23 protein-coding genes and 2 tRNA genes are annotated in these 24,080 nt (G+C 44.2%); 12 read left to right on the forward strand and 13 right to left on the reverse strand.

Translation table 11 applies throughout. The features are described from left to right. Positions 1-204: 204 nt before the first annotated feature. The 13 genes from H8710_RS09830 to dnaA all read right to left on the reverse strand — a co-directional run bounded on the left by H8710_RS09830 (position 205) and on the right by dnaA (position 13,753). Positions 205-279: transfer RNA gene (locus H8710_RS09830), tRNA-Glu, on the reverse strand. A 3-nt stretch (positions 280-282) separates the two neighbouring features. Next, positions 283-359 (reverse strand) — tRNA-Met (locus H8710_RS09835). A gap of 222 nt (positions 360-581) precedes the next feature. Then, positions 582-1,712, reverse strand: coding sequence for a GNAT family N-acetyltransferase (locus H8710_RS09840; RefSeq protein ID WP_249295362.1), 1,131 nt, complete (start codon positions 1,710-1,712; stop codon positions 582-584). A gap of 2 nt (positions 1,713-1,714) precedes the next feature. Continuing rightward, entirely contained in the window at positions 1,715-2,587 is an 873-nt protein-coding gene (rsmA, locus tag H8710_RS09845) for a 16S rRNA (adenine(1518)-N(6)/adenine(1519)-N(6))-dimethyltransferase RsmA (RefSeq protein WP_249295363.1), read from the reverse strand. Positions 2,588-2,637: 50 nt separating this feature from the next. After that, entirely contained in the window at positions 2,638-3,513 is an 876-nt protein-coding gene (locus tag H8710_RS09850; protein WP_249295364.1) for a polysaccharide deacetylase family protein, read from the reverse strand. Between the two features lie 293 nt (positions 3,514-3,806). Then, a complete protein-coding gene (gyrA, locus tag H8710_RS09855) occupies positions 3,807-6,353 on the reverse strand; it encodes a DNA gyrase subunit A (protein ID WP_283242858.1) in 2,547 nt (848 codons plus the stop codon). A gap of 65 nt (positions 6,354-6,418) precedes the next feature. Then, on the reverse strand, positions 6,419-7,165 hold the full coding sequence (locus H8710_RS09860; protein WP_249295365.1) for a YcxB family protein: 747 nt from the start codon (positions 7,163-7,165) through the stop codon (positions 6,419-6,421). 30 nt (positions 7,166-7,195) lie between these two features. Continuing rightward, a complete protein-coding gene (gene gyrB, locus H8710_RS09865; RefSeq protein ID WP_430413312.1) occupies positions 7,196-9,139 on the reverse strand; it encodes a DNA topoisomerase (ATP-hydrolyzing) subunit B in 1,944 nt (647 codons plus the stop codon). 34 nt (positions 9,140-9,173) lie between these two features. After that, a complete protein-coding gene (gene remB / locus H8710_RS09870; protein ID WP_249295367.1) occupies positions 9,174-9,431 on the reverse strand; it encodes an extracellular matrix regulator RemB in 258 nt (85 codons plus the stop codon). 10 nt (positions 9,432-9,441) lie between these two features. Further along, complete coding sequence (gene recF / locus H8710_RS09875) at positions 9,442-10,566, reverse strand: DNA replication/repair protein RecF (protein WP_249295368.1); 1,125 nt, start codon at positions 10,564-10,566, stop codon at positions 9,442-9,444. Positions 10,567-10,615: 49 nt separating this feature from the next. Continuing rightward, positions 10,616-10,828 (reverse strand): RNA-binding S4 domain-containing protein, encoded by a 213-nt coding sequence (locus H8710_RS09880; protein WP_249295369.1) that lies wholly within the window; start codon positions 10,826-10,828, stop codon positions 10,616-10,618. Further along, on the reverse strand, positions 10,818-11,939 hold the full coding sequence (dnaN, locus tag H8710_RS09885; protein ID WP_249295370.1) for a DNA polymerase III subunit beta: 1,122 nt from the start codon (positions 11,937-11,939) through the stop codon (positions 10,818-10,820). The genes H8710_RS09880 and dnaN overlap by 11 nt, the downstream gene beginning before the upstream one ends. Before the next feature lie 392 nt (positions 11,940-12,331). Continuing rightward, positions 12,332-13,753 carry a chromosomal replication initiator protein DnaA gene (gene dnaA / locus H8710_RS09890; RefSeq protein WP_249295371.1) on the reverse strand — a complete coding sequence of 474 codons (1,422 nt, stop codon included), beginning with the start codon at positions 13,751-13,753 and terminating at the stop codon, positions 12,332-12,334. Positions 13,754-13,815: 62 nt separating this feature from the next. On the opposite strand from dnaA, the gene H8710_RS09895 reads away from it, so the two are divergent. The 12 genes from H8710_RS09895 to H8710_RS09950 all read left to right on the forward strand — a co-directional run bounded on the left by H8710_RS09895 (position 13,816) and on the right by H8710_RS09950 (position 24,062). After that, complete coding sequence (locus H8710_RS09895; RefSeq protein ID WP_249295372.1) at positions 13,816-13,977, forward strand: hypothetical protein; 162 nt, start codon at positions 13,816-13,818, stop codon at positions 13,975-13,977. 225 nt (positions 13,978-14,202) lie between these two features. Then, positions 14,203-14,337: a 50S ribosomal protein L34 gene (gene rpmH, locus H8710_RS09900; RefSeq protein WP_249295373.1), complete on the forward strand. Its 135-nt coding sequence runs from the start codon at positions 14,203-14,205 to the stop codon at positions 14,335-14,337. Between the two features lie 103 nt (positions 14,338-14,440). Then, positions 14,441-14,779 (forward strand): ribonuclease P protein component, encoded by a 339-nt coding sequence (rnpA, locus tag H8710_RS09905; protein WP_249295374.1) that lies wholly within the window; start codon positions 14,441-14,443, stop codon positions 14,777-14,779. After that, positions 14,776-15,021, forward strand: a complete 246-nt coding sequence (yidD, locus tag H8710_RS09910; protein ID WP_249295375.1) for a membrane protein insertion efficiency factor YidD — start codon at positions 14,776-14,778, stop codon at positions 15,019-15,021. Before rnpA ends, yidD begins: the two co-directional genes overlap by 4 nt. A 50-nt stretch (positions 15,022-15,071) precedes the next feature. Continuing rightward, positions 15,072-16,133 carry a YidC/Oxa1 family membrane protein insertase gene (locus H8710_RS09915; protein ID WP_249295376.1) on the forward strand — a complete coding sequence of 354 codons (1,062 nt, stop codon included), beginning with the start codon at positions 15,072-15,074 and terminating at the stop codon, positions 16,131-16,133. Between the two features lie 38 nt (positions 16,134-16,171). Beyond that, the gene (jag, locus tag H8710_RS09920) at positions 16,172-17,152 is read left to right on the forward strand and encodes an RNA-binding cell elongation regulator Jag/EloR (RefSeq protein WP_249295377.1); all 981 of its coding nucleotides are present in this window, start codon (positions 16,172-16,174) and stop codon (positions 17,150-17,152) included. A gap of 172 nt (positions 17,153-17,324) precedes the next feature. Continuing rightward, entirely contained in the window at positions 17,325-18,689 is a 1,365-nt protein-coding gene (gene mnmE / locus H8710_RS09925; RefSeq protein WP_249295378.1) for a tRNA uridine-5-carboxymethylaminomethyl(34) synthesis GTPase MnmE, read from the forward strand. Between the two features lie 16 nt (positions 18,690-18,705). After that, positions 18,706-20,580 carry a tRNA uridine-5-carboxymethylaminomethyl(34) synthesis enzyme MnmG gene (gene mnmG, locus H8710_RS09930; protein WP_249295379.1) on the forward strand — a complete coding sequence of 625 codons (1,875 nt, stop codon included), beginning with the start codon at positions 18,706-18,708 and terminating at the stop codon, positions 20,578-20,580. Position 20,581: 1 nt separating this feature from the next. Continuing rightward, positions 20,582-21,304 (forward strand): 16S rRNA (guanine(527)-N(7))-methyltransferase RsmG, encoded by a 723-nt coding sequence (gene rsmG / locus H8710_RS09935; protein ID WP_249295380.1) that lies wholly within the window; start codon positions 20,582-20,584, stop codon positions 21,302-21,304. 100 nt (positions 21,305-21,404) lie between these two features. Further along, on the forward strand, positions 21,405-22,217 hold the full coding sequence (locus tag H8710_RS09940) for a ParB/RepB/Spo0J family partition protein (protein WP_249295381.1): 813 nt from the start codon (positions 21,405-21,407) through the stop codon (positions 22,215-22,217). 181 nt (positions 22,218-22,398) lie between these two features. Next, positions 22,399-23,181: a ParA family protein gene (locus H8710_RS09945; RefSeq protein WP_249295382.1), complete on the forward strand. Its 783-nt coding sequence runs from the start codon at positions 22,399-22,401 to the stop codon at positions 23,179-23,181. Positions 23,182-23,198: 17 nt separating this feature from the next. After that, positions 23,199-24,062 carry a ParB/RepB/Spo0J family partition protein gene (locus H8710_RS09950; protein WP_249295383.1) on the forward strand — a complete coding sequence of 288 codons (864 nt, stop codon included), beginning with the start codon at positions 23,199-23,201 and terminating at the stop codon, positions 24,060-24,062. Positions 24,063-24,080 lie beyond the last annotated feature (18 nt).

The raw sequence follows: 24,080 nt of genomic DNA on the forward strand, positions 1-24,080 counted from the left end.
TACTCGAATTCGTAATTCTATTCGGCAAAATTGATTATTCCAACCCATCAAAAAACCGTGTTTTACTTTTCAGTTTGCCTATGTGATTATTATAGCAGAATTTTTCTTTTTTGTTTGCATAATTATGGGATTTTTTGGGATAAAATTTCTATTTACAAAAAAAGACAGCAAAAAACGGTTTCATCAGTTGATGAAACCGTTTTGTGGTGACCCGTACGAGAATCGAACTCGTGATACCGCCGTGAAAGGGCGGTGTCTTAACCGCTTGACCAACGGGCCGTATGGTAGCGGCAGTTGGATTTGAACCCACGACCTTTCGGGTATGAACCGAATGCTCTAGCCAACTGAGCTATACCGCCATCTACATTTTGATTCCTTTTCACAAGGAACGGATTTTATTTTATCACAGGAGTCAAAGTTTGTCAACTATTTTTTGCAAAAACATGGAAATCTCACTGTTTTTACGGCAAAAGGCACTCTTTTCTCCTCTTTTTTATGCAGAACGCAAAGAAAAACAGGGGAGCATCGGCCATCCTTGCGCCAATGCTCTGCTTTTCCTATTGTTTCGCATATTTAAAGTATTATACATTGTCCATATGAGGAAAATAGACCGGAATGGGAAACCAGCTTTTTTCGACTGCCGACATCTCCGCCCCCGGCAGATACGCTGTCATAGGATCGAACAGCCGGCACATCATCGCGATATGGTCAAGCGACAAATCCCATTGTTCCGATGTTTCACAGACAGTCACCACTCCGTTCTCCACCTTGATTTGATAACGTCCCACTTCATGAACATCGATCACATAACTCCCGTCGATGATTCCCTCAATCTGGCCTTTGAGCGTCAGAAATGCTTCGATGACGTTGGGGTAATTCAAAACATTGATACAGGCATTGTTGAGAATTTGAGAACGCTCACAGGTGCCGTACATCTCCCGGATGCAGTCTGCCTGGCTTGGCGCCATTAAGACAACCAGGTCGTTTTCCACCAGTTCCAGCAGCTTCAACACCACCGGCACTGTCTTAGCAGCGTCAGAAAGAACTATTTCCTCCACCGTTCCACTTGCCGGAATGAAGCAGCAGTAGCCGATAAGCTCACCTTTCGCGAAAATCCCATAGGGAATCGCGTCCCAGCTCGACGCCACTTCTACAAAATCCTCTGTTGTCCGTCCGGCAAACACTCCCTGCTGCCGATAAATGTCCAGACAAGGCTTTACATATTCCGGTTTTTCTTTCAGCGAAATAAGCTCAATACCCTTCGCTGAATAATCTTTCAGATGCCTTTTATTACTTTGATTATAGTCAAATTGCAGTTGGACTCCGCAGCGGGTAAATCCAAAATGTTCATACCGCTGCCGCTGGCCGGAAAGTACCATAAAATCCCCACCGTTTTGTTTCGCTTCCTCTACGGCATTTTTCATCAGTATTTTCATATAACCTTTTCCCCGGCTGTAGGGATGCACCGATACTGTTCCGATACCGTATGCTTTTAAAGACTTGCCTGCCGCTTGGAGCGATAATGGGAAATTACCCACCATCGCTTTGATTTTTCCGCCTTCTTTAGCCAAATGGTGGCACTGTGCCTTTTCTGGATGACCGTCATACAATTTCGGGAGTAGCGATTTAAAATCCAGCCGAAACACCAGATTTCCAAAATCAATAATATCGTCGTAATCGTTTGAAGCACCTTTGCAGATCATTTCGTTCATTGTCAGAACCCTTCTTCCGTCGTTTGATAGAGACAGTTGGAAAACTGAATAAAGTCGTCGAGACTCAATTCTTCCGCCCGTGCCGTTTCTTTTATATCTGCGTCTTTCAGCGCCTTTGACACCTGTTCCTTGGAAACACTTAAAGACGAGGAAATCGTATTGCACAGCATTTTCCTTCTTTGAGAAAAAGCGCCCTTCACCACGGCGAAAAGCCGACGTTCCGCATCACCGCTCAAAGGCTTGTCCTTCTTCACATCGAGCCGGATGACGGCGGAATCTACGTTGGGAGCCGGCATAAAGCTCCCTCGGCTCACCGTAAAAAGCTGTCTGGGCTCACTGTAGTACCGCACTGCCACCGTCACTGCACCGCAATCCCGGGAGGGAAGATTGGCGCACAGCCGTACCGCTGCTTCTTTCTGTACCATCACCGTCACCGCTTTAATCGGAAGGCTTTGCTCTAAAAGCGCCATAATCACCGGAGATGTAATGTAATACGGGAGATTTGCGCAAACGTAAACATCCATTCCCTGAAACTCTTCTTCTATCAGCTTATGGAGGTCTACTTTCAAGATATCCTGGTTGATGACCTTTACGTTTTTATGTTCCGACAGAGTGTAATCCAAAACCGGGAGCAGCCGGGAATCAAGCTCAACAGCCACCACTTTTTTGGCCCGTTTAGCCAGTTCATGGGTGAGGACGCCAAATCCGGTGCCGATTTCCAGCACGCCGGTTTCCACCGCTGCTCCCCCCATTTCGGCGATTTTGGGGCAGATACCGGGATTAATGAGAAAATTCTGCCCCAGCGACTTTGAAAACTGGAACCCAAACCGATCCATAATCTCCCGTATAGTTGAAATATTGCTGAGATTTTCCAAATCCTGCTCCTTTAAGTTATTGCTGCCATATCCATATGGCAAACTATTGATTATTCCATACCGATGTTTTTAAAAAATGCTTCGGTTTCGGCGCGGTAAGGGCGGTTATATCGTTTGAGCCCATATAGACATTCATTGTCTTTTGTGATGAGGTTTATTCCCTCTTCGCAGGTCAGCGTCACATCAAAACCAAGACCTTTTAGGATTTTTTCGCTCTCTTGACTGTAAAATCCGTAAGGATAGGCAAAAACCCGCGCTGATTGATAAAGGTGCTCCCTCATTTTTTCCTGAAGCTTCGTCACATCATCCGTAAGAACTTTTTTATAGTCCTCAAAGGCTTCACCTTTCTTAATATTTGCTCCTTTGCGGCCGTCTTCCCCTTTCACTTCATGGAGATCGTAAGTGTGATTTCCTATCTCCACCAAAGGCGAAGCATATAACTCCCCTACTTCCGACCAATTCAGGTGAGCATAATCCAGATGCTTCGGCACGCTTTGAGAATAAAGGTCGGTGTATTCCCCTATGATATTTACCGTGGCTTTCATCCCGTATTTTTGCAAGAGCGGATACACCGTGGCGATAAAGCTCTCATAACCGTCGTCAAAGGTGAGAAACACCGGCTTTTCCGGCAGTTCTTTGAGGCCCTGCACATAGTCCACAAGATCTTGACCTACGACTGCATTATACCCTTTTTCCTTGAGAAAAGCAAGGTCTTTTTCCAACTGCTGATCTGTAATCACATAGTCGCCCAATCCTTTGTTTCCTTCATTGCGGACATTGTGGTACATAATAATTGGCAGCGGAATTCCTTCCTCAGTCGCCCCCTGAGTGGGGATGGTTTTTGCCTCGAATAAAAAACAACATCCCAGGGTAAACATAGTTCCTAATAGGCAGGAAAATAATTTTCGTATTAATTCTTTATGCATATCCGTCCTCCGTCAATTGTTTGGACCGAAACCCAATTTCATTCATTTTTTCAGTTTGCTGCGCCCGTTTCATGTTCGAAAAACCGGATTTCCGTCTCATTTCGGTAAAATTCAATATTACAGTATATTCGGGACACTGGGTTTTACGACAAAAAACAGGCGCTGTTTTAATAAACAGCGCCTGTTTCAGCAGAAAATATTTTTTGTGAAAGCGTTTCAGGAGAAAAAACATCCTGGTGAATTAAAAATAGCAAACAAATCCCTCTCCTCCGTAAAGAGGGCCACCTGTTCTATTATTCTTGCGAGGTCTCTTCCACAGATTCTCCAGTTTTCATCTCTTCAGATTCAGTTCCGTTCAGTTCATCCTCTTCATCCGGAGCTTCTACCGCTTCGGTTTCCTCGTCCACATGCTCTGCTCGGGCAAAGGTGACGACACTATCGCTTTCACCCAGCCGCATAACACGGACACCGGAAGCGTAACGAGACATCACATTGACATCCTTGACCGCGATGCGGATGATGACGCCCTCATTGGAGATCATAATCAGATCGTCCTCGTCGTCCACCACCTTGATGCCGCATACATGGCCTTTCACGTCGTTTACCTTGTAGTTGATTTTTCCCATGCCGTGCCGGCTCTGAAGCGGATAATCCTCCACCGGTGTGCGGCGGCCCTGCCCCTTATCGGTGACAGTCATAACGGTAGCACCTTCCCGGACTCGCGCCATGCCGACCACTTCATCCCCGTCTTTCAGCCGGATAGCCTTGACGCCGGTCGCAGTTCTGGACATAGGGCGGACGTCGTTTTCGTCAAACCGGATGGCCATGCCGTTTCTCGTGGCAATCAAAAGTTCACAGACCCCGTTTGTCAGCCGCACCCAGGCAAGCTCGTCATCGTCGTTTAAGCCGATGGCAATCAAGCCGCTCTTGCGGATATTTTTATAGGCGTCCAGCCGGGTCCGCTTGATGATGCCCTTCCGGGTGACCATAACGATAAATTTATCCGGGTCAAAATCCTCTACCCGCAGGAGAGAGGTGACCTTTTCCTCCGGCTCCAGCGCCAAAAGGTTGATGATGTTGGTTCCGCGGGAAACACGGCTTCCCTCTGGAATCTCGTAGCATTTCAGCTTGAACATCCTTCCCTTGTTGGTCAAAAACAGGATGTTGTCGTGGCTGGAGGCAATAAACAGCTCTTCTACAAAGTCCTCGTCCCGCTGCTTCATACCCGAAATACCCCGGCCTCCCCGTTTCTGGATTTTATAGGAATCGCTGGGCTGCCGCTTGATGTACCCAAAATGAGTCAGGGTGATGACGCAATCCTCTTCAGGAATCAGATCCTCGATGTCCACGTCACCGCTGACTACCTGGATCTCGGTACGGCGCTCGTCACCGTATTTGGCGCGGATTTCCATCAATTCTTTTTCGAGGATCTCCATAACAAGGCTGTAATCCCCAAGAATTGCCTCGTACTCTTTGATTTTTTCCAAGAGACCATTGAGTTCTTCCTCGATTTTGGAGCGCTCCAATCCGGTGAGCTGTCCCAGCCGCATTGCGACGATGGCGCTTGCCTGTACGTCAGTGAGATTAAACCGGTCAATAAGCGCCTGCTTGCCTTCCGGTATCGTCTTACAAGACCGCAAAATGGCAATAACCTCATCGATAAAGTCGAGGGCAATTTTGAGGCCCTCTAAAATATGGGCCCTTTCCTGGGCCTTTTTTAGATCGTACTGGGTCCGCCGGGTAATGACCTGCCCCTGGAACTCGATGTAGTGGTGGAGCATTTCTTTCAGGGTCAGTACCTTCGGCTGCTTGTTAACCAGCGCAATCATAATGACGCCCACCGTCTCCTGCAGAGAAGAGAACCGATAGAGTTGGTTCAGCACTACCTGGGGGTTGGCGTCCCGCTTCAGTTCGAAAACGATCCGCATACCCGTCCGGTCGGATTCGTCCCGGATGTAGGAAATGCCGTCGATGCGCTTTTCTTTAATGAGGTTCGCGATTCCCTCGATGATGCGGGTCTTGTTGATCATATAGGGAATCTCGGTGACGACGATGCTGCTTCTGCCCCGTTCGTCCTCCTCAATTTCCGCCCGGGCCCGTAACGTAATCTTTCCCCGTCCGGTGGAATAAGCAGAACGGATGCCGCTGCGGCCCATAATAATACCGCCTGTGGGGAAATCCGGCCCTTTGATGTATTCCATGATCTCTTCAAAAGTCAGATCAGGATTTTTAATCAAGGCCAGGATCGCATCTACCACTTCCCCAAGGTTGTGTGGAGGAATATTTGTCGCCATACCGACGGCAATACCGGTGGAACCGTTGACCAGAAGGTTCGGGAAACGGGACGGCAATACCGTCGGTTCAGGGATGCGGTCATCAAAGTTCGGCTGCCAATCCACCGTCTCTTTTTCGATATCGCTGAGCATATTTACCGACATCTTGCTCATTTTCGCCTCGGTGTAACGGTAGGCGGCAGGCGGGTCACCGTCGATGGAGCCGAAGTTTCCCTGCCCATCCACCAGTGGATACCGCATGGAAAAATCCTGTGCCAATCGCACCATGGCGTCGTAAACCGCCGCGTCGCCGTGAGGATGGTATTTCGCCAGCACCGAACCGACGGTGTCAACGGATTTTCTGTAGGCTTTTTCCGGTGTCAAACCGTTTTCGTACATGGTATATAAAATACGGCGGTGAACTGGTTTCAGTCCGTCCCGGACGTCCGGCAGCGCGCGCCTGACGATCACCGACATGGAGTAATCGAGATAGGATTTCCGCATCTCCTTGTCGATATCGACGGCTATGATCTTGGTTCCGTCCAGATTTAATTCATCGTTTGCCAAAACTTTTTCCTCCTAATCAGAGGACATCCCTGTCAATGTCCGTATTTTTCACAGGAAAACCACTTTTACTGGTCAATGACTTCGTATTTGTCCCGCAGCCCTTCTTTAAGGAGCCGTTTCACCTCGTCCAACTGATTGGCGGGAACACAGCGTTTCGGGATAGCAAAAACCTGCTTCTGGCTGACGCAGATGACAAAAATATCCTTCAGTTCGATACATTTGGTGGTGGGCTTGTTGTAGGAAATCAAATACTGTCCATTTTTTTCGTTTAAGAGAATCCCCTCACTGCAAATCTCGATTCGAAAGGTATCGTTATTCAGTTCCACCGCCTGGGCGGTCGCTTTGATGTGCCGTGCCGGCAGATACCAGATAAAAGCGATGACCACCACACAGAGGGGCGCCAAGATTTTTGCCACCATGCTAGTGGGGTCCTTGAACAGCATTTGCAGATAAAGAATGAACAGGATAACCAAAACCGCTGTGTAAATTAGGTTTTTCTTGAAAATCGTCTTTTTCTGGAAAACCTTCAGCGCTTTTTTGACCTCTTCTCCCGCTAGATCGTATTTGATCTCAATGCCGTGGAGTTCATCCTCTTCCTCCACCTTCTCTCCGTCGATCCAAGGTTTTGAAACATCGTACTGCTCGGCGTCCAGCCCTTGAGCCGTCACCACTTTTTCTTCTCTGACAGCTTCTCCATCATTTGATTCCAGAGCTTCTGCCGCCGTTTTTTCTTCAGTCGATACTTCCGAGGCCTTGGTTTCTACCTCTTCTGAAACCATATCTTCCTGTAATTTTCCGTTTTGTTGAGACATAGTCGTACTCCGATCTTTCAAGCTGTCTTATTATACGTCCAGGTTTTTGACGTATTTGGCGTTCTTCTCAATGAATTCCCGGCGGGGCTCCACTTTGTCGCCCATAAGGATGGTAAAGGTTTCGTCCGCCTTGACAGCGTCCTCCAGCTCCACCTTGATGAGGGTCCGGTTGGCGGGGTCCATGGTCGTCTCCCAAAGCTGCTCCGGGTTCATCTCACCGAGGCCTTTGTACCGCTGAACCTCTACCTTCGCGTTGTTTTCCCCGGCCAGCTCCCGGCTGTATTCGTCCCGTTCCTCCTCGGTAAAGGCGTAGCGGATCTTTTTGCCGCGGAACACCTTGAAGAGCGGCGGCTGGGCAAAATAGATGTGTCCCTGCTCCACCAAAGGCCGCATATAGCGGAAAAAGAAGGTGAGCAGCAGCGTGCGAATGTGGGCGCCGTCCACGTCGGCATCGGCCATGATAATGACCTTGCCGTACCGGATTTTTTTGAGGTCTAAATCCTCCCCGATGCCGCAGCCCAAAGCTGTCACCACCGGCATAAGCTTTTCGTTGCCGTAGACCTTGTCGAGGCGGGCCTTTTCCACGTTGAGCATCTTGCCCCACAAGGGAAGAATAGCCTGGAAGGAGCGGTCACGGCCGGATTTTGCCGAACCGCCTGCCGAGTCACCCTCGACGATGTAGATTTCGGTCATGGTATTGTCCCTGGAGGTGCAGTCCGCAAGTTTACCGGGCAACCCTCCGGATTCCAGTACTGATTTTCTTCTCGTCAGATCCCGGGCTTTTCGAGCCGCTTCCCTAGCTCGCTGGGCATTGATGGACTTTTCAAAGATTGCTTTGGCAATTGAAGGGTTTTCTTCAAAGTAGGTATTCAGCCCTTCAAAGACCAAACCATCAACCAATGGCCGGGCCTCAGTATTGCCTAATTTTCCTTTGGTCTGCCCCTCAAACTCACAGTCTGTGAGCTTGACGCTGACAATAGCAGTCAGACCTTCCCTCACGTCGTCGCCGCTTAAGTTTTGGTCGCTGTCCTTTAACAGCTTATGCCTTCTACCATAGTCGTTAAACACACGGGTAAGAGCGTTTTTGAATCCGGTCTCATGGGTACCGCCCTCCGTAGTGTGAATATTGTTTGCAAAGGATTTGATCACTTCGTAATAGCTGTCGTTATATTGGAGGGCCACTTCCGCCATAGCTCCATTTTCCTCTTTACTGAGAAAGATGGGCTCTTCGTGGATAGGATTTTTCGTTTTGTTGAGATGCTCAACAAAACTCTTGATTCCACCTTCATAGTGAAGGATCTCCTCCACGATATTTTCCGGATCTCTGTAATCGGTGAGAATTATTTTGATTCCCGCATTCAGGAAAGCCTGCTCCCGAAGCCTGGTCAGCAGAGTATCATAATCATAGGTGGTGTCCTTAAAAATCTCCGGATCAGGTTTGAATACCACAGTCGTCCCAGTTTTCTTGGTATCCCCGATAATTTTGAGCTCTTCTTTGTAGTGACCGCGCTCAAAATGCTGGAAAAAAATATGCTCGCCGTTTTCAACAGTCAAATCGAGGCTCTCGCTCAACGCGTTAACCACTGACGCGCCGACGCCGTGCAATCCGCCGGATACCTTATATCCGCCGCCGCCAAATTTGCCTCCCGCGTGGAGAATGGTATAAACCACTGTCGCCGCAGAAATACCCTCTTTGGGATGGATGCCTGTGGGAATACCCCGGCCGTTGTCCACGACCCGGATAATATCCCCTTCCAGAATATCTACTACGATTTCAGTACAGTAACCCGCCAGCGCCTCGTCGATGGCATTGTCGACAATTTCGTAGACCAAGTGGTGCAGTCCGTTAGGCCCTGTGGAACCGATGTACATACCCGGCCTTTTCCTGACGGCCTCCAGTCCTTCCAGCACCTGAATTTGACTTTCATCATAGTTCTCATTGAGAGGTGTATTGTTCACGATCCGATCCTCCATTTTCTTTCGGTCTTATCTATTCACACGAAGTGGTCTATTCAATTTCTTCCCAGCGCTTTTTGAGAGTTCGAGGCGCCAACAGCGAGAGATATACTTTTTCCTGCCCCTTTTTATCACAGGTTATTACAAATGATTTCGGAATATCCTGGGTTACATCGATGACCCGGTTATCCTGTTGTTTCATTCGGAGATATTCCTTGGTGTATTTGGATACCGAGGTGTTTTCCAAGTCAAAAATTCCGATGACATCAGGGTGGTGGACTACTACATCGTTTCCAACATGTAAATACATAATTCCTCCGTTACAATTCGTCTTTACTCTTTTCGATAAACTTTCCGTCTTCCACGTAAAAAATCTTGCCCTCCTCCAATTGGAGGGTGCTCAAGAGATCACAACAGGTAATAAACACTTGAAATTCCTTTACTTTGTTGAGAATATAGTGCTGTCTCTGCTGATCCAGTTCGCTCATTACATCATCCAGCAGCACCACCGGGTCTTCTCCAGTGATATTCTTGAGCAAAGCCGCCTCCGAAAGCTTCAGGGTGATGGCACAACTCCGCTGCTGTCCTTGGGAACCAAATTGCTTAGCAGACATCCCATCTATCTCAATTTCAAAATCGTCCCGATGGATGCCTTTGGTAGTTGACCGCAACCGAATGTCATCCTCCCGGGTTTCTTCCAGCATTCTGCGGTATTTTTCTATCAACTCATCGGAATATATCTTCAGTTCAGTACTTTCTGGAAAAATTGTAGACCGATATTCCATCCCAATTTGTTCATTGCCGCTGCTGAAACCAGAATAAATTTTCCGCCCAACAGCTTTTATCTTTTCCAGATAATCCTTCCGTAAAATTGATAGAATTGTCCCCAGCTTTGATAGCTGCACATCCCAGATTTCCAGCATGTCTTCAGGATAACTCTGCTTTCGGATCTCCTTAAGCAGTACATTCCGCTGTTCCAAAATACTTTCGTATTGACTCAAATATTTCCCATAAATAGGTTTGATCTGACTGATGGCAGTATCAAGAAACAAGCGGCGACAGGATGGACCATCCTTGACAATATCCAAATCATCCGGATTAAACACAACGCAGTAAAATTCTCCAGACAGTTCTGAAAGAGTTTTAAGGGGCACCCCATTTAATAAAACCTTTCTCTTTTCCCCAGCTATATAACTGATATGCTGTAACCGTTCCCTATCGGAAAAATCCAGTTGGATTTGAAAAACAGGTTTATCAAATTGAATTATCTGACTTTCTTTTGCGCCGCGAAAGCTTTTATTTCCGCTGCAAAGCCAGATAGATTCCAACAAATTGGTCTTTCCCTGCGCATTTTTTCCATAGATGACATTTACGTTTGGATGCGGATACATCAGCGCCGTCTCGATGTTTCTATAATTGCTGAGCTCCATCCGATCAATTCTCATAAAAAACGCTGCCTCCTTTGTTTTGTCATCGGAGGCAGGGTGTGGAAATTTATTTTACGACGATACGGTAATCATCCACGGTTACTACGTCCCCCGGAACCAATTTTTTTCCTCTTTGCATACAGACTTCCCCGTTGACGGAAACAACGCCCTCGGCAACAATTTCCTTGGCATGTCCCCCTGTTTCGGCTAGTCCGCAGAATTTCAAAAACTGATCCAGTTTAATAAAAGCGGTAGAAATTTTAATTTCTTCAGTTCTCATCTTTGAGCCTCATAGGCATGACCAGGAATATGAAGTGATCTCCCTCCATAGGAAGAAGCTTGATGGGCGAAAATGCGCTATTGATTTCTATTCTCACCTGATCTAACTCGCTGGCCTTTAGCGCATCCGTCATATATTTATTGTTAAATCCGATTTTTACTCTTTCCCCTGTCATTTCCAATGCAAAAGTATCGCTGACTTTACCCATGGAGGTTTCACAGGAAACATTCACGCTGTTATTTTCAAAAACCGCTTTTATGGGGTTTTTCACCTTATCGTTGATAATAATGGAGGCACGATTGATGCTTTCTAGAAATTCCCGGGTAGATACCACAAGATTTGTTTTAGATTCCTTGGGAATTGCCGCGTTATAATCAATGAATTCTCCTTCCAGCAGCCGGGAAATTACACGATAACCCTTGCATTCAAAGATAATATGCTTGCTTCCGATATTGAGCTGGATGGGGAGTTCATCTTCATCGCTTAAATACTTTCCGGTTAGTTTCAGCACTTCTGACAGGGTTTTACCTGGGACGATAAAACGAATACTGTCCCTGCACTCAACATTTTCTTTCCTCACCGCCAAGCGGCACCCGTCCACAGAAACCAGATAGAGAATTCCATCTTTTACTTCAAATAAAGTTCCCGTAAGTACCGGAGTGGCACTGTCCTGAGAAACGGCAAAAAGCGTTTGAGAGATCATGCTCCGCAGCACGTTTCCATCAATAGAAAAGGCGTGATCTTGAGAGACTGGAGGAATTTCTGGATATTCGTCAGCGCTCATTCCGAGTATGGTAAACTGGGCCCCACCGCCTTTGATGATAGTGAGCAATTTATCATCTGTAGTTAATGTAAGATCTACATTTGGCATCTTATTGATGATATCGGAAAAAAGCCGTGCATTTAAAATTACTTCTCCATCTTGGAAGGTTTGAACCTCAATATCCTTGGTAATGCCCAATTCCAGGTTGTATCCAATTACTGAAAGGATGTTGTCATGGCATTTGAGAAGGACACATTCCAAAGCCATCATTGTTGATTTGCCGGAAACAGCTGGTGAGACGTTGTTGACCGCTTCACAGAGCGTTACCTTATCACAAGTAAATTTCATATGATACCTCCATGACTTGTTTTATACAATCAGTAATCAGGCACACAGCGTTTGCAGGTTTTATGTGCTGAACTTGCAGGCTAAATAATAAGGGAATTTGAACGATAGATCTATATAATAAATAATATAATAAATATATAGTAGTAATAGTAGGGGTAGGGTAAAAGTGGATAATACTGCTCAAAGGCGGTACAAAGGGCTTTTTCTTTAGTATTTATCCTATTTCCGATTATGGAAAGACCTTTAAAAGAGTGAATAAAAATTGTTTGAAAAATAAAAAGTCAAAATCGGTGAAGAAAAAAGAACGAAGAAGTGGAGAAAAAATAGAAAAACTCTTAGATGCTATTCTTCACATTTTTTCCACCTTGTAATGTGAAAAGAAAAAGTGGAAATTACTTATCTCTGATGTTTTTGATAAGATCTTCGATAATTCCCTTGTCATGGGGATTATTTTTCATCAATTCCTGCACTTTTTTAAGGGTGTAGACAATGGTGGTGTGATCCCGATTACCGAATTCTTGGCCAATTTGTTTCATTGATGTTTGGGTAATCTCGCGGACAATGTAAATTGCCACTTGCCGGGCCATTGAAATGGGACCGCTGCGCTTATTAGAACGAATATCTTCCGGAGAAACATTATAAGTTCGTCCCACTTCTTCAATAATTTTTTCTACTGTGATGGGAAGGGGTTGATTATCGTTTAGAATCTCGTTAATAACATTCTGCGCCACACTCAAATTGGGTTCAGACCCGGTGAGAAGGCGATACACCTTCATTTTTTTCACCGCACCCTCCAGCTGACGGATATTGCTTTTGAGTTTGGTGGCAATGTAGTTGACGATGTCGTCTGGAATGTCAATCTGCAAAAGCTCTGCTTTTCTTTTAATAATAGCAATTCTGGTTTCCAGGTCTGGAGGCGAAATATCCGCTAGAAGGCCCCATTCAAATCTGGATTTTAAGCGGTCTTCGATAATATTAATATCCTTTGGCGGTCGGTCGGACGTGATAACAATTTGTTTTCCGTACTGATATAGGTCGTTGAAGGTATGGAAAAATTCTTCTTGAGAACGGTCTTTTCCCGACAAAAATTGAATATCGTCGATCAAAAAGAAATCCGCGTGGCGGTATTTCTGATGAAATTCTTTAATTGTTTTCTTTCCCAAGGCGTAAACTAAGTCATTTGTAAAGGTTTCACTATTGGTGTAGATGATATTCATATTCGGATTCTGCTTTTTAACTTCGTATTTGATAGCCATGAGAAGATGAGTTTTGCCCAAACCGCTTGGTCCATAAATAAAGAGAGGATTGTATGGTTTTACATTGGAATTGGGATTTATCGCTACCGATTTGCAGGCGGTATAGGCAAATTCATTTTTGCTGCCGACAATAAAATTGTCAAAAGTATATTCATATTCACCGGTAAGAAATTCTTCCTTTATTTCCTTGTCTGATACTGAAATCGAAGACGCAGAAGCCTCCAAGGGCATGTCGACAGCAGGTTCTTTTGTTGGAACAGGAGCAATAGGCTCGATAGGAGCCTCGACCTGAATATCGGTATCTGTCAGTATTTCAATATTGACTTTAAATCCAAGTACAGCCTCAAAACCTTCCTCGATGCGGGACTGATACTGTTCCATCAAAATTTTGCGCTGGAAAGAATGAGGGACAAACAACACTGCTGTATTGTTTTCTAAACGAACAGGCTCAATATTTTCAATCCAGCATTTATATGCTGTCTCCGTTAAATCATTATTTTTTACCTTCTCCTGAAAGTAACTCTTCACAAGATTCAACACCTCGGAAAATGATTGCATGTTGAAACTCCTCTCCAAAATGATCAAAAACTTCCCTGTTGAAAGCTGTGAAGGGAAGAAAAGTGCAAAAAATTAAAAAACTCGATATTATACAAAAAATAAATGAGAAATATACAGTTGAAATAATGAAAACAACAGTGAAAAAAAGAAAAAGGGACAAACCTTTTGAAAACAATTATAACACAGATAAAACTTTTCCGCAAGTTTTCCACATTAAGTGGTGAAAAAATATTTTTTTCAATATCGTCTATTTTTAGCAAAATTTTAAAAAAGAGTTGACAATAAAGCCTTTTATCCTTTATACTACTATATTGAGGGTTTTCGCTTATTTCTCTGTATTTTGTTTGCCGTTGGTTTTCAATCTGCGGCGCTGATTATTGAGTGATGACTTCATCTAACGGCAGAGAAAAGGCAAAACTGTTACTGTTTGTTCAAAAGGAGGTATAAGGATGAAAAGAACATACCAGCCCAAAAAACTTCAGAGAAAAAAAGTGCATGGTTTTCGGAAAAGAATGAGCACCTCAAACGGCCGTAAAGTTTTGGCGAGAAGACGTGCAAAAGGCAGAGCCAGACTCAGCCACTAATTTATAATCCAGTTAATTTTATTGTACTTGATTTTTGAAGACGGAACTGCCCGCGCAAGCTGCGTGCAGTTCCACTTGTTTTTCTTTTTATGGCAGGGTTTGAATGAATGACGAAAAATCTCCCCGGACACTTACGTTAAATAAGGAATTTAAGCGGGCTTATTATCAAGGAAAAAGTAAAGCAACTCCCTATTTTATATTTTATAAGATAAAAAACCGATCTGCTGGAATTCGTTATGGAATAACAACTTCGAAAAAATTGGGAAATGCGGTACAGAGAAACCGCGCCAGAAGAATTTTACGGGTGGCTTTTATTTCTGTTTTGCCAAAACTTCAAAATAACTGTGATTATGTCATGGTTGCCAGAGACAGAATTTTAAAGGCAAAATCCTATCAAGTTGCGGCGGCATTAAAGGGCTGCCTAAAAAACATGCAAAAATGAAAAAAAATTTGCTGAAGCTTATATATTTTTATCAAAAGTATCTTTCTAAATGGAAGGGGCCGTGCTGTCGGTACTACCCTACCTGTTCATCTTATGCGATACAGGCCGTTGAACGGTTTGGAGCCGTAAAGGGAAGCTATCTGATGGTCAAGAGAATTTTGAGGTGCAATCCCTTATTCAAAGGAGGGATTGACCCTGTGCCGGAAACATTTTCATTGTTTACCCATAGAAAAGATAAATAGGCTTTTGCAGCCTCATATAAAAGAACATAAAAAGAAGGGAAACAGTATTCATGAACTGGTTGACGAATATCATCGGCGTACCACTGGGATGGATTATGTGGCTGTTGTATTCTGTGATTCAAAATTACGGAATCGTTTTGATACTATTTACCATTTTGGTAAAGGCACTGATGTTCCCACTGTCTGTCAAACAACAAAAAGCGACGGCAAAAATGTCGGTGTTCCAGCCGAAAATTCAGGAAATTCAGAAAAAATACGAAAAGAATAAGGAAAAGCAGCAGGAAGAGATGATGAAGCTCTACGAAACTCATGGGTACAATCCTATGAGCGGATGTCTTCCCATGCTCCTTCCGTTTATCATTTTGTTTGGTTTGATTGACGTTATTTATCGTCCTTTGACCCATATCCTGCACATTGGTTCCGATGCCATTGCTAAAGCGACAGAATTACTAGCCGCGAGTGGTATCTCTAACACGGGACGTCCTGAATTGGATATTCTGACCCATATTAATGATCCAGCTTTAGTCAATGGTTTGGCAGCAGATGTGGTCAGTAAAATTCAAAATTTTGATTACAGTTTGTTTGGTATTGACTTGAGCGTGGTTCCCACATGGGCATGGAACTGGTTTTTGCTGATTCCCATCCTTTCCGGTGTAACGGCGTTCCTCGTTTCCATGGTTTCCATGAAGATGAACCCTGCCGCCAATCAGCAGGCTTCCGGTATGGGCGCCATGAAGATTATGATGTATGTGATGCCTCTATTCTCGGTATGGATTGCATTTTCTGTTCCGGTTGGAGTAGGTTTTTACTGGATTTTGTCGAATATTCTGTCCGGTGTTCAGACTGTTATACTTTATAAAATCTATAGCCCTGAAAAATACAAAAAAGAATTTGAAGAGAAAATGCAAGCAGAAGCAGAAAAGAAAAAACTGGAGCGTGCTCAGCGTAAAAAGATAAAAGTTGATCCTAACGAACCTCTTGATCCGGATACCGAGAAAATGCTTCTTAGTGAAAAAGAGCTGAATCGGAAACGTCTGGCTGAAGCGAGAAGGCGGGATGCGGAGAAGTACGGCGAAGAGTACGTAGAAGTTACCGACAAAGACTTGATGTAACAGAATAGTCAAAAAATCTCTTTATGAGGAGGTCAAATATGGTACGGGAAGCAATTGCTACGGCGAATACTTTGGAAGAAGCTACGGCTCGCGCGTGTGAAGAACTGGGAGTGTCTGCCACGGAATGTACGACAGAAGTGCTGCAGTTGCCTAAAAAAGGTCTGTTTGGTAAGATGAAGCAGCTTGCAAAGGTAAAGGTAACAGTAGAAAGTCTCGATGATCTGACGGAAGAAATTTTTGGTGCGGCGGAGAAAAAGGCACCTGAAAGAAAAACGGAAAAGAAAGCTGCCCAAAATCCCCAGCCAGTAGCAGAAAAAGAACCTGTTCCTGCCCCACAGACGGAGAAAAAAATAGAAACTGTAGAAGTTACAGAAGAGTTGAATGCGAAAATAGAGGTTGCCCGTCAATACTTGACAGATATTTTTCATCATATGGGCGTTGGAGAAATTAATGTTTCTTTTGACGTGGAGGAAAATCGAACTGTAAAGATTGCCTTAGATGGCGCAGAGATTGGAACAGTCATTGGCAAGCGTGGAGAGACCTTGGACGCAATTCAGTATCTGGTATGTTTAGTTGCTAATCGGCTTGATGGAGAATATGTTCGTTTCACCATTAATGCGGGTAATTACAGGGAAAAAAGAGAAGAGACCCTTCGAAATCTTGCTCAAAGAATGGCAAAAAAGGTGTTGAAGACAGGACGCCCTTCCGCTTTGGAGCCGATGAATCCCTACGAAAGAAGAATCATTCACGCCGTCATTACCGATATTGAAGGGGTTTATTCCAAATCCACAGGAGAAGAGCCAAATCGTAAGGTAGTAATTAAGCCTTCTGGAAAACAATCAAATCGAGGCAAACAGGACGGAAACCGACCAAATCGTAGAGGTCACGATGACTATAGAAAACCTGCAGCCCCTAGAGAGACAGTCGAGGTACCAGCTGAAAAATCTTCAGAAAATACAGCAGTGGAATCAAAAACGTTGGATGACAACGTAAAGCTTTATTCAAAAATTGAATTATAGTGGCCGAAACCTCCTACAACTGATTCCGTTCGCGTAGGAGGTTTTTTCTATATGAGAGCAGCCATTTGAAAATTTACGTTCAATAGGGGCTTGTGCTTTTAGCAAGAAAATGGCGGTCGCAATTTTTGTGTGCATAATTGTCCAAAACAGCCGGAAAGGATTGTTGATATACATGAGTAAAACCATTGCCGCGATTTCCACTCCCCGTGCAGCTGGCGGAATCAGCGTGATACGCATTTCCGGGGATAACGCCATTGCAATTGCCGATCAGGTGTTTTTTCCGGTTTCTGGGAAAAAACTGTTTCAGCAGGCAGGTTACACGGCCGCATTCGGCGATATTCGAGATGGTGAGCATCAGATTGACCAAGGTGTAGCACTGGTTTTTCGTTCTCCGAAAAGTTATACTGGGGAGGACGTGGTGGAGATTTCCTGCCATGGCGGTATATTGGTAACGGAAAAAGTACTGCGTGCTGTTTTGAGAGAGGGTGCTTTTCCCGCAGGACCCGGTGAATTTACAAAACGGGCTTTTTTAAATGGAAAACTTACCCTGACGCAGGCGGAGGCAGTGACAGATCTCATAAACGCTGAAAGTGAAAAGGGGTTAAAGGCGGCTCAATGCGCTTTAAAGGGTGCACTCTATCAAAAGATCAGCACGGTTTTGGATGAATTGCTCTCTGTTACAGCTCATATTGCGGCGTATATCGATTATCCTGACGAGGATATCGACGATATGGAGCTGGAAAAAATAAAAATTGTCTGTGAGTCATGTAGCGAAAGTCTTCGAAAACTTCTTGAGACATTTGACCGAGGAAAAGTCATTCGAGAAGGTGTAGAAACGGTCATTATTGGCCGTCCAAATGTAGGAAAATCTACCTTGATGAACTTGTTGTCCGGTTACCAAAAGAGTATTGTAACCAATATTCCCGGCACCACCCGGGATGTGGTGGAGGAATCTGTCAATATCGGCGATGTTGTTCTCCGTCTGGCGGATACTGCTGGTATACGTGAGACCGATGATATTATCGAGAAAGCGGGTGTGGAGCGTACTTTTGACCGCTTGATGTCAGCAGATTTGGTGCTGGCTGTGTTTGATTCCTCCTCTCCCCTTTCTGATATGGACTATACTCTAATTGATAAAATCAAAGAAATGCCGACAGTAGCTATTATTAATAAATCAGATTTAATAGCTAATATAGACAAAAAGGATATATACAATAATTTTAAACATATAGTAGAAATTTCTGCGGCGACTCAAACAGGTGTTGAGGATTTAAATCTCGCAATTAACGAGGTACTGAGGTTGAATGATATTAGCACCTCTGGCGCAATGCTGGCCAATGAGAGACAATACCACTGTGTTCTACGAGCAGATAGTTTGTTACAGGGAGCCTTGGAAGCAATTCAAGTGGGATTCACTATAGATGCCGTAGATATCAGCATTGAGAGTGCGATTTCCGCTCTTCTTGAGTTAACTGGAGAAAAAGTGACTGACGCTGTTGTCAATGAAGTTTTTTCTCAGTTTTGTGTAGGTAAATAAAAAGGAGTTTTCTTTTATGGGATATTTCCTTGGAGAATACGATGTAGCAGTAATAGGTGCAGGACATGCTGGAATAGAAGCGGCGATGGCAGCGGCACGGTTGGGAACAAAAACTATACTTTTTACTTTGTCCCTGGATGCCATTGCCAATTTACCGTGTAACCCCTCTATTGGTGGTACTGCAAAAGGACATTTGGTCCGGGAAATAGACGCTTTGGGGGGCGTTATGGGTATTGCTGCGGATCATACTTTTTTGCAGAGCAGAATGTTAAACCGCGGCAAAGGACCAGCGGTTCACAGCCTTCGTGTACAGGCAGATCGTCGGAAATATCATGCTTATATGAAGAAGCTGTTGGAATCACAGGAGAATTTAGATTTAAAGCAGGCAGAAGTCACCAAAATTAAAGTACAAAATGGGAAAATTACTAAAGTGATTACCCGTTTGGGAGCAGAATACACGGTAAAGACATGTATTATTGCAAGCGGAACCTATTTAAATGGGGTTATTCACGTTGGTGAGGTTTCTTATGAAAGTGGACCAGATGGAATTGTTCCTGCGATAGGGCTGTCAAAAAGTCTGGAGGAAAACGGGATTACTTTACGCCGTTTTAAGACAGGGACACCACCTAGAGTCCATCGGCGCAGCATCAATTTTGATGCTTTGGAAAAGCAGTCTGGTGATGAAAAGATTATTCCCTTCAGTTTTACTACGGATGAAAAATTAGAAAATAAAGTGGATTGTTATATTGCTTACACCAATGAGGATACTCACCAGATTATTCGGGATAATTTGGATCGCTCCCCTATTTACAGCGGAAGAATAGCTGCAATTGGCCCTCGATATTGTCCCAGTATTGAAGATAAAATTGTCCGTTTTTCCGATAAGCCGAGACATCAGCTTTTCGTTGAGCCTATGGGGTTGGATACAGAGGAAATGTATCTTCAAGGGATCTCATCCTCCCTCCCCGAAGATGTGCAGATGAAATTTCTCCGTTCTATTAAAGGCTTTGAAAACCTTCAGGTAATGCGTAATGCATATGCTATCGAATATGACTGCTGCAACCCTTTGGATCTGAAGCCCACATTGGAATTTAAGGCGATAAAGGGCCTTTTTGGAGCCGGACAGTTCAATGGCACTTCTGGATATGAAGAGGCAGCAGCGCAGGGACTGATTGCTGGGATTAATGCGGCAAGGCTGGTATTAGGACAAGCAGAAGTGACTTTAGCGCGTTCTACATCCTATATTGGGACATTGATTGACGATTTAGTGACAAAAGGTTGCTCCGATCCTTACCGTATGATGACATCAAGAAGTGAATTTCGCTTGCTTTTGCGGCAGGATAACGCTGATGAGCGGTTGACGCCAATTGGATATAATATAGGCTTAATTGATGAAGAGCGTTATCAACAGTTTATGGAAAAGATAGAGCAGATAAAAAAGGAAAAAGAACGTGTTCAGAAAGTAAATATTGCCCCTTCTGTACCTTTGAATGAACTGCTTGTTTCACGTGGAACAGCGCCCATGGTCACAGGAACTAAATTGGCTGATTTAATTCGGCGGCCACAGCTAAACTATCTGGATTTGGCTCCTTTTGATGAGAATCGCCCAGGATTACCCGACGATGTCATAGAACAGGTGGAAATTCAAATAAAATATGCAGGCTATATTAAAAAGCAACTTATGGAAGTTGAAGAAATTAAACGGCTTGAGCAGAAAAAACTGCCGGAAGATTTGGACTATGGCCAAATAAACGGACTGCGGTTAGAGGCAAGGGAAAAATTGCAGCGGGTTCAGCCTCGAGATATTGGACAGGCATCTCGGATATCAGGCGTAAATCCCGCTGATGTATCGACGTTGCTAATATGGCTGGAACAACATGGAGGGAAATGATTTGATTGCACAGGAAATCCTGAGACAAAATTTCGATTCCTTTGGTTGGGATTACACTGAAGAAATTGGCGAACGATTTGATAATTATGCCCAATTACTAGTGGACTGGAATCAGAAAATAAACCTGACAGCCATTACAGAACCAAATGAAATTGTTATTAAGCATTTTTTAGACAGTTTGCTTTTGCTTAAGGCAACAAATTTACCAAAAGAGTCCACCCTGATTGATGTTGGCACCGGAGCTGGCTTCCCCTCTCTACCGGTTTGTATCCTTCGTCACGATTTGCACCCAACTCTGTTAGACAGTTTGAACAAGCGACTGATTTTTTTAGAAGAATTATGTAGTAATATTAAGGTTGATGCACAGTTTGTTCACGCAAGAGCAGAAGAGGCGGGACAAAAAGCAGATTATCGAGAAAAATATGACGTTGCAACGGCGCGCGCCGTCGCACATTTAAGAGAACTCGCGGAATATTGCCTTCCATTTGTAAAGGAAGGCGGGATATTTGCCGCATTAAAAGGCTATGAGGTAGAGGAAGAATTAGAGGAAGCAAAATATGCCATTTCCCAAATGGGGGGCAAAGTTGAAGCGATTGAGAAGTTTGAGCTTCCCGGAAATAACAAAAGATCAATTGTAGTAATAAGAAAATTTCGACACACCCCTGCAAAATATCCCAGAATTACAGCGAAAATCAAGAAATCCCCTTTAATTTATAAAAAATAAGGTCGAAAAGGCCGTATAATTGCGATGAAAAGTTCTGGAAATTATTTCCCTTCCATGCTATACTTTTACCTGCGGACAAGCAATAAGGGAGGTAAAAGAAATGACAGGAATTTTTCAAAAGGATAAAGTGCTTAACAAAGTGTTTTCACTTCCAATTGACGAAATCATACCAAATCCAGCCCAGCCACGTCAGGAATTTGATCAACAGGACTTGGAGGGATTGGCAGTTAGTATTCGTGAAAATGGAGTATTGCAACCTATTACGGTTCGAAAAAACCAGGAAAAAGTCTATGAATTAATTTCAGGTGAAAGACGGCTTCGGGCTGCAAAAGTAGCCGGCCTTACGGAAATTCCTGCCGTAATTATGGATACCACTGCTCGCCAATCTGCAATTTACGCCATTTTAGAGAATATTCAACGAAAGGATCTTTCTCTTTTTGAAGAGGCTTTGGCTTTGCGGTGCCTTATCAATGAATGGGGTGTCACACAAGAAGAAGCAGCCGACAAGTTAGGTAAAGCTCAGTCCACTATTGCAAATAAGCTGAGGCTTTTATCTCTTAGCAATATTGAACAGGATATAATCACTAAATACCAGTTGACGGAACGGCATGCACGTGCGCTTTTAAAGGTAAAGGATGAAAATGAACGATTGACAATTTTGAAATATATTGCTGAAAATGGCCTAAATGTCAGTCAGGCTGAACAATACATAGAAAAGAAAATGCAGCTTCACCCTACTCCAGGAAAACGACTTTTTATTGTAAAAGATGTCCGTGTATTCATAAATACCATTAATCGGGCCATTGATACGATGAAAAATGCTGGAATAGACGCACAGGCTGTCAAGCGGGAAAGCAGTCAGTTTATCGAATATGTCGTTCGGATACCGATGGCTCCGAAAAAAGTTGGTTAATATTAAAAAGGTTCGCATCAATGCGGACCTTTTTTGTTTCACGTGGAACAAAAAAGGACTTTTAAAACCGATATGGTTGTGCTATAATAAAAACAAAGCATAAGAGAATAGAAAGTTTAGGTGATTATATCACCTAAATAGTAACGAGTTATATGCAAAACAAATAAGAAAAAGGAGCAACATGGGAAAGATAGTAGCAGTTGCAAATCAGAAGGGCGGTGTCGGAAAGACCACTACAGCCGTCAATTTAGCAGCATGTCTGGGAGCGAAAAAGAAAAAAATTCTTCTGGTGGATATGGACCCGCAGGGAAATGCCACCAGTGGTTTTGGCGTTAATAAAAAACAAACGGCGCAGACATCATATGATTTGCTGATTGGACAGGCCTCTGCTGAAGAAGTGAGAGTTAAAACAGTCTTTCAAGGCGTCGATATGATTTCATCCAGCATTGAATTGGCTGGAGCAGAAGTGGAGCTCATTGAGCTTGAGGAGCGTATTTTTAGACTGAAACAGGGCCTTGCACCACTCCGGGATCAGTACGACTATATTATAATTGACTGTCCCCCCTCTCTGGGACTGATTACCCTCAATGCCCTTGCTGCGGTAGATAGCGTATTTATCCCGATTCAGTGTGAATACTTTGCATTGGAGGGTCTGTCCCAACTGATGGCGACCGTGCGACAGGTCAAACGAACCTATAATTCAGATATCCAGATAGAAGGAGTTTTGCTCACCATGTATGACGGGCGGCTCAATCTAACGACACAGGTGGTAGCGGAAGTAAAGAAGTATTTTCCCGATAAGGTGTATAAGACAACGATTCCTCGAAATGTTCGTCTTTCTGAAGCTCCCAGCTATGGGCAGCCGGTAATTTATTACGATAAGTCCTCCAAAGGCTCCAAGGCCTATATGGAAGTGGCAAAGGAATTTTTAAAAGCTAACAAGAAGTGGAATAGAGAAGGATAAGGGAAGAGGGTGAAGGAATGGCGAAGAAATCAGGACTAGGAAAAGGTCTGGATGCCCTGTTTTTTGACAATGACAGTGAGGGAAAACAGGATGGCGGTGCCATGATGGTGCGCCTCAGCGAAATAGAACCCAATAAGGCACAGCCCAGAAAGACGTTTGATGAAAACGCACTGGCTGAGTTGGCAGATTCCATTAGGGAACACGGAATTATTCAGCCGCTATTGGTTCGCAAGTTAGACAGCGGAGGATTCCAGCTGGTTGCCGGTGAGCGGCGCTGGCGGGCTTCTCGGATGATTGGGCTGGACGAAGTTCCGGTGGTGGTCAAAGACCTTTCCGATACCGAAGTAATGGAATTGGGCCTTATCGAAAACTTACAAAGGGAGGATCTGAACCCTCTTGAAGAAGCGGCAGGCTATAAGGAGCTAATGGCTACTTATGGCCTTACACAGGATCAAGTATCAAAACGGGTTGGAAAATCCCGTTCTGCAATTGCTAATTCCTTGCGATTGCTAAATTTACCTGATCAGGTTCGGCCCTATCTGATGAATGGGCAGCTCTCGATGGGTCATGCTAAAGCACTTTTAAGCCTGAATAACGAGTTAGCCATCGTTTCTGCTGCAAAAGAGGTAGTTGAGAAGGGCTTATCAGTGCGGGAAGTGGAAAAACTTGCATCTAGAAAAAGCGCAGAGTCTTTAGAAACACAGTCCGTTCGGAAAGAGCGGCGGAAAAAGGACCATTATCTAGATGAAATGGAAATTGCCATGAATGAGGAATTAGGCCGCAAGGTGGAAATTATCCCCGATGGGGACGGCGGAATGTTGAAAATTGCCTTTTACAACAAGGAAGATTTGGCGTCGCTTGCCGAAAAGCTTACAAAATAATTAAAAATACAAGGGGTA

Source organism: Fumia xinanensis (genome assembly GCF_014384905.1).
Lineage (GTDB): Bacteria > Bacillota > Clostridia > Oscillospirales > Ruminococcaceae > Fumia > Fumia xinanensis.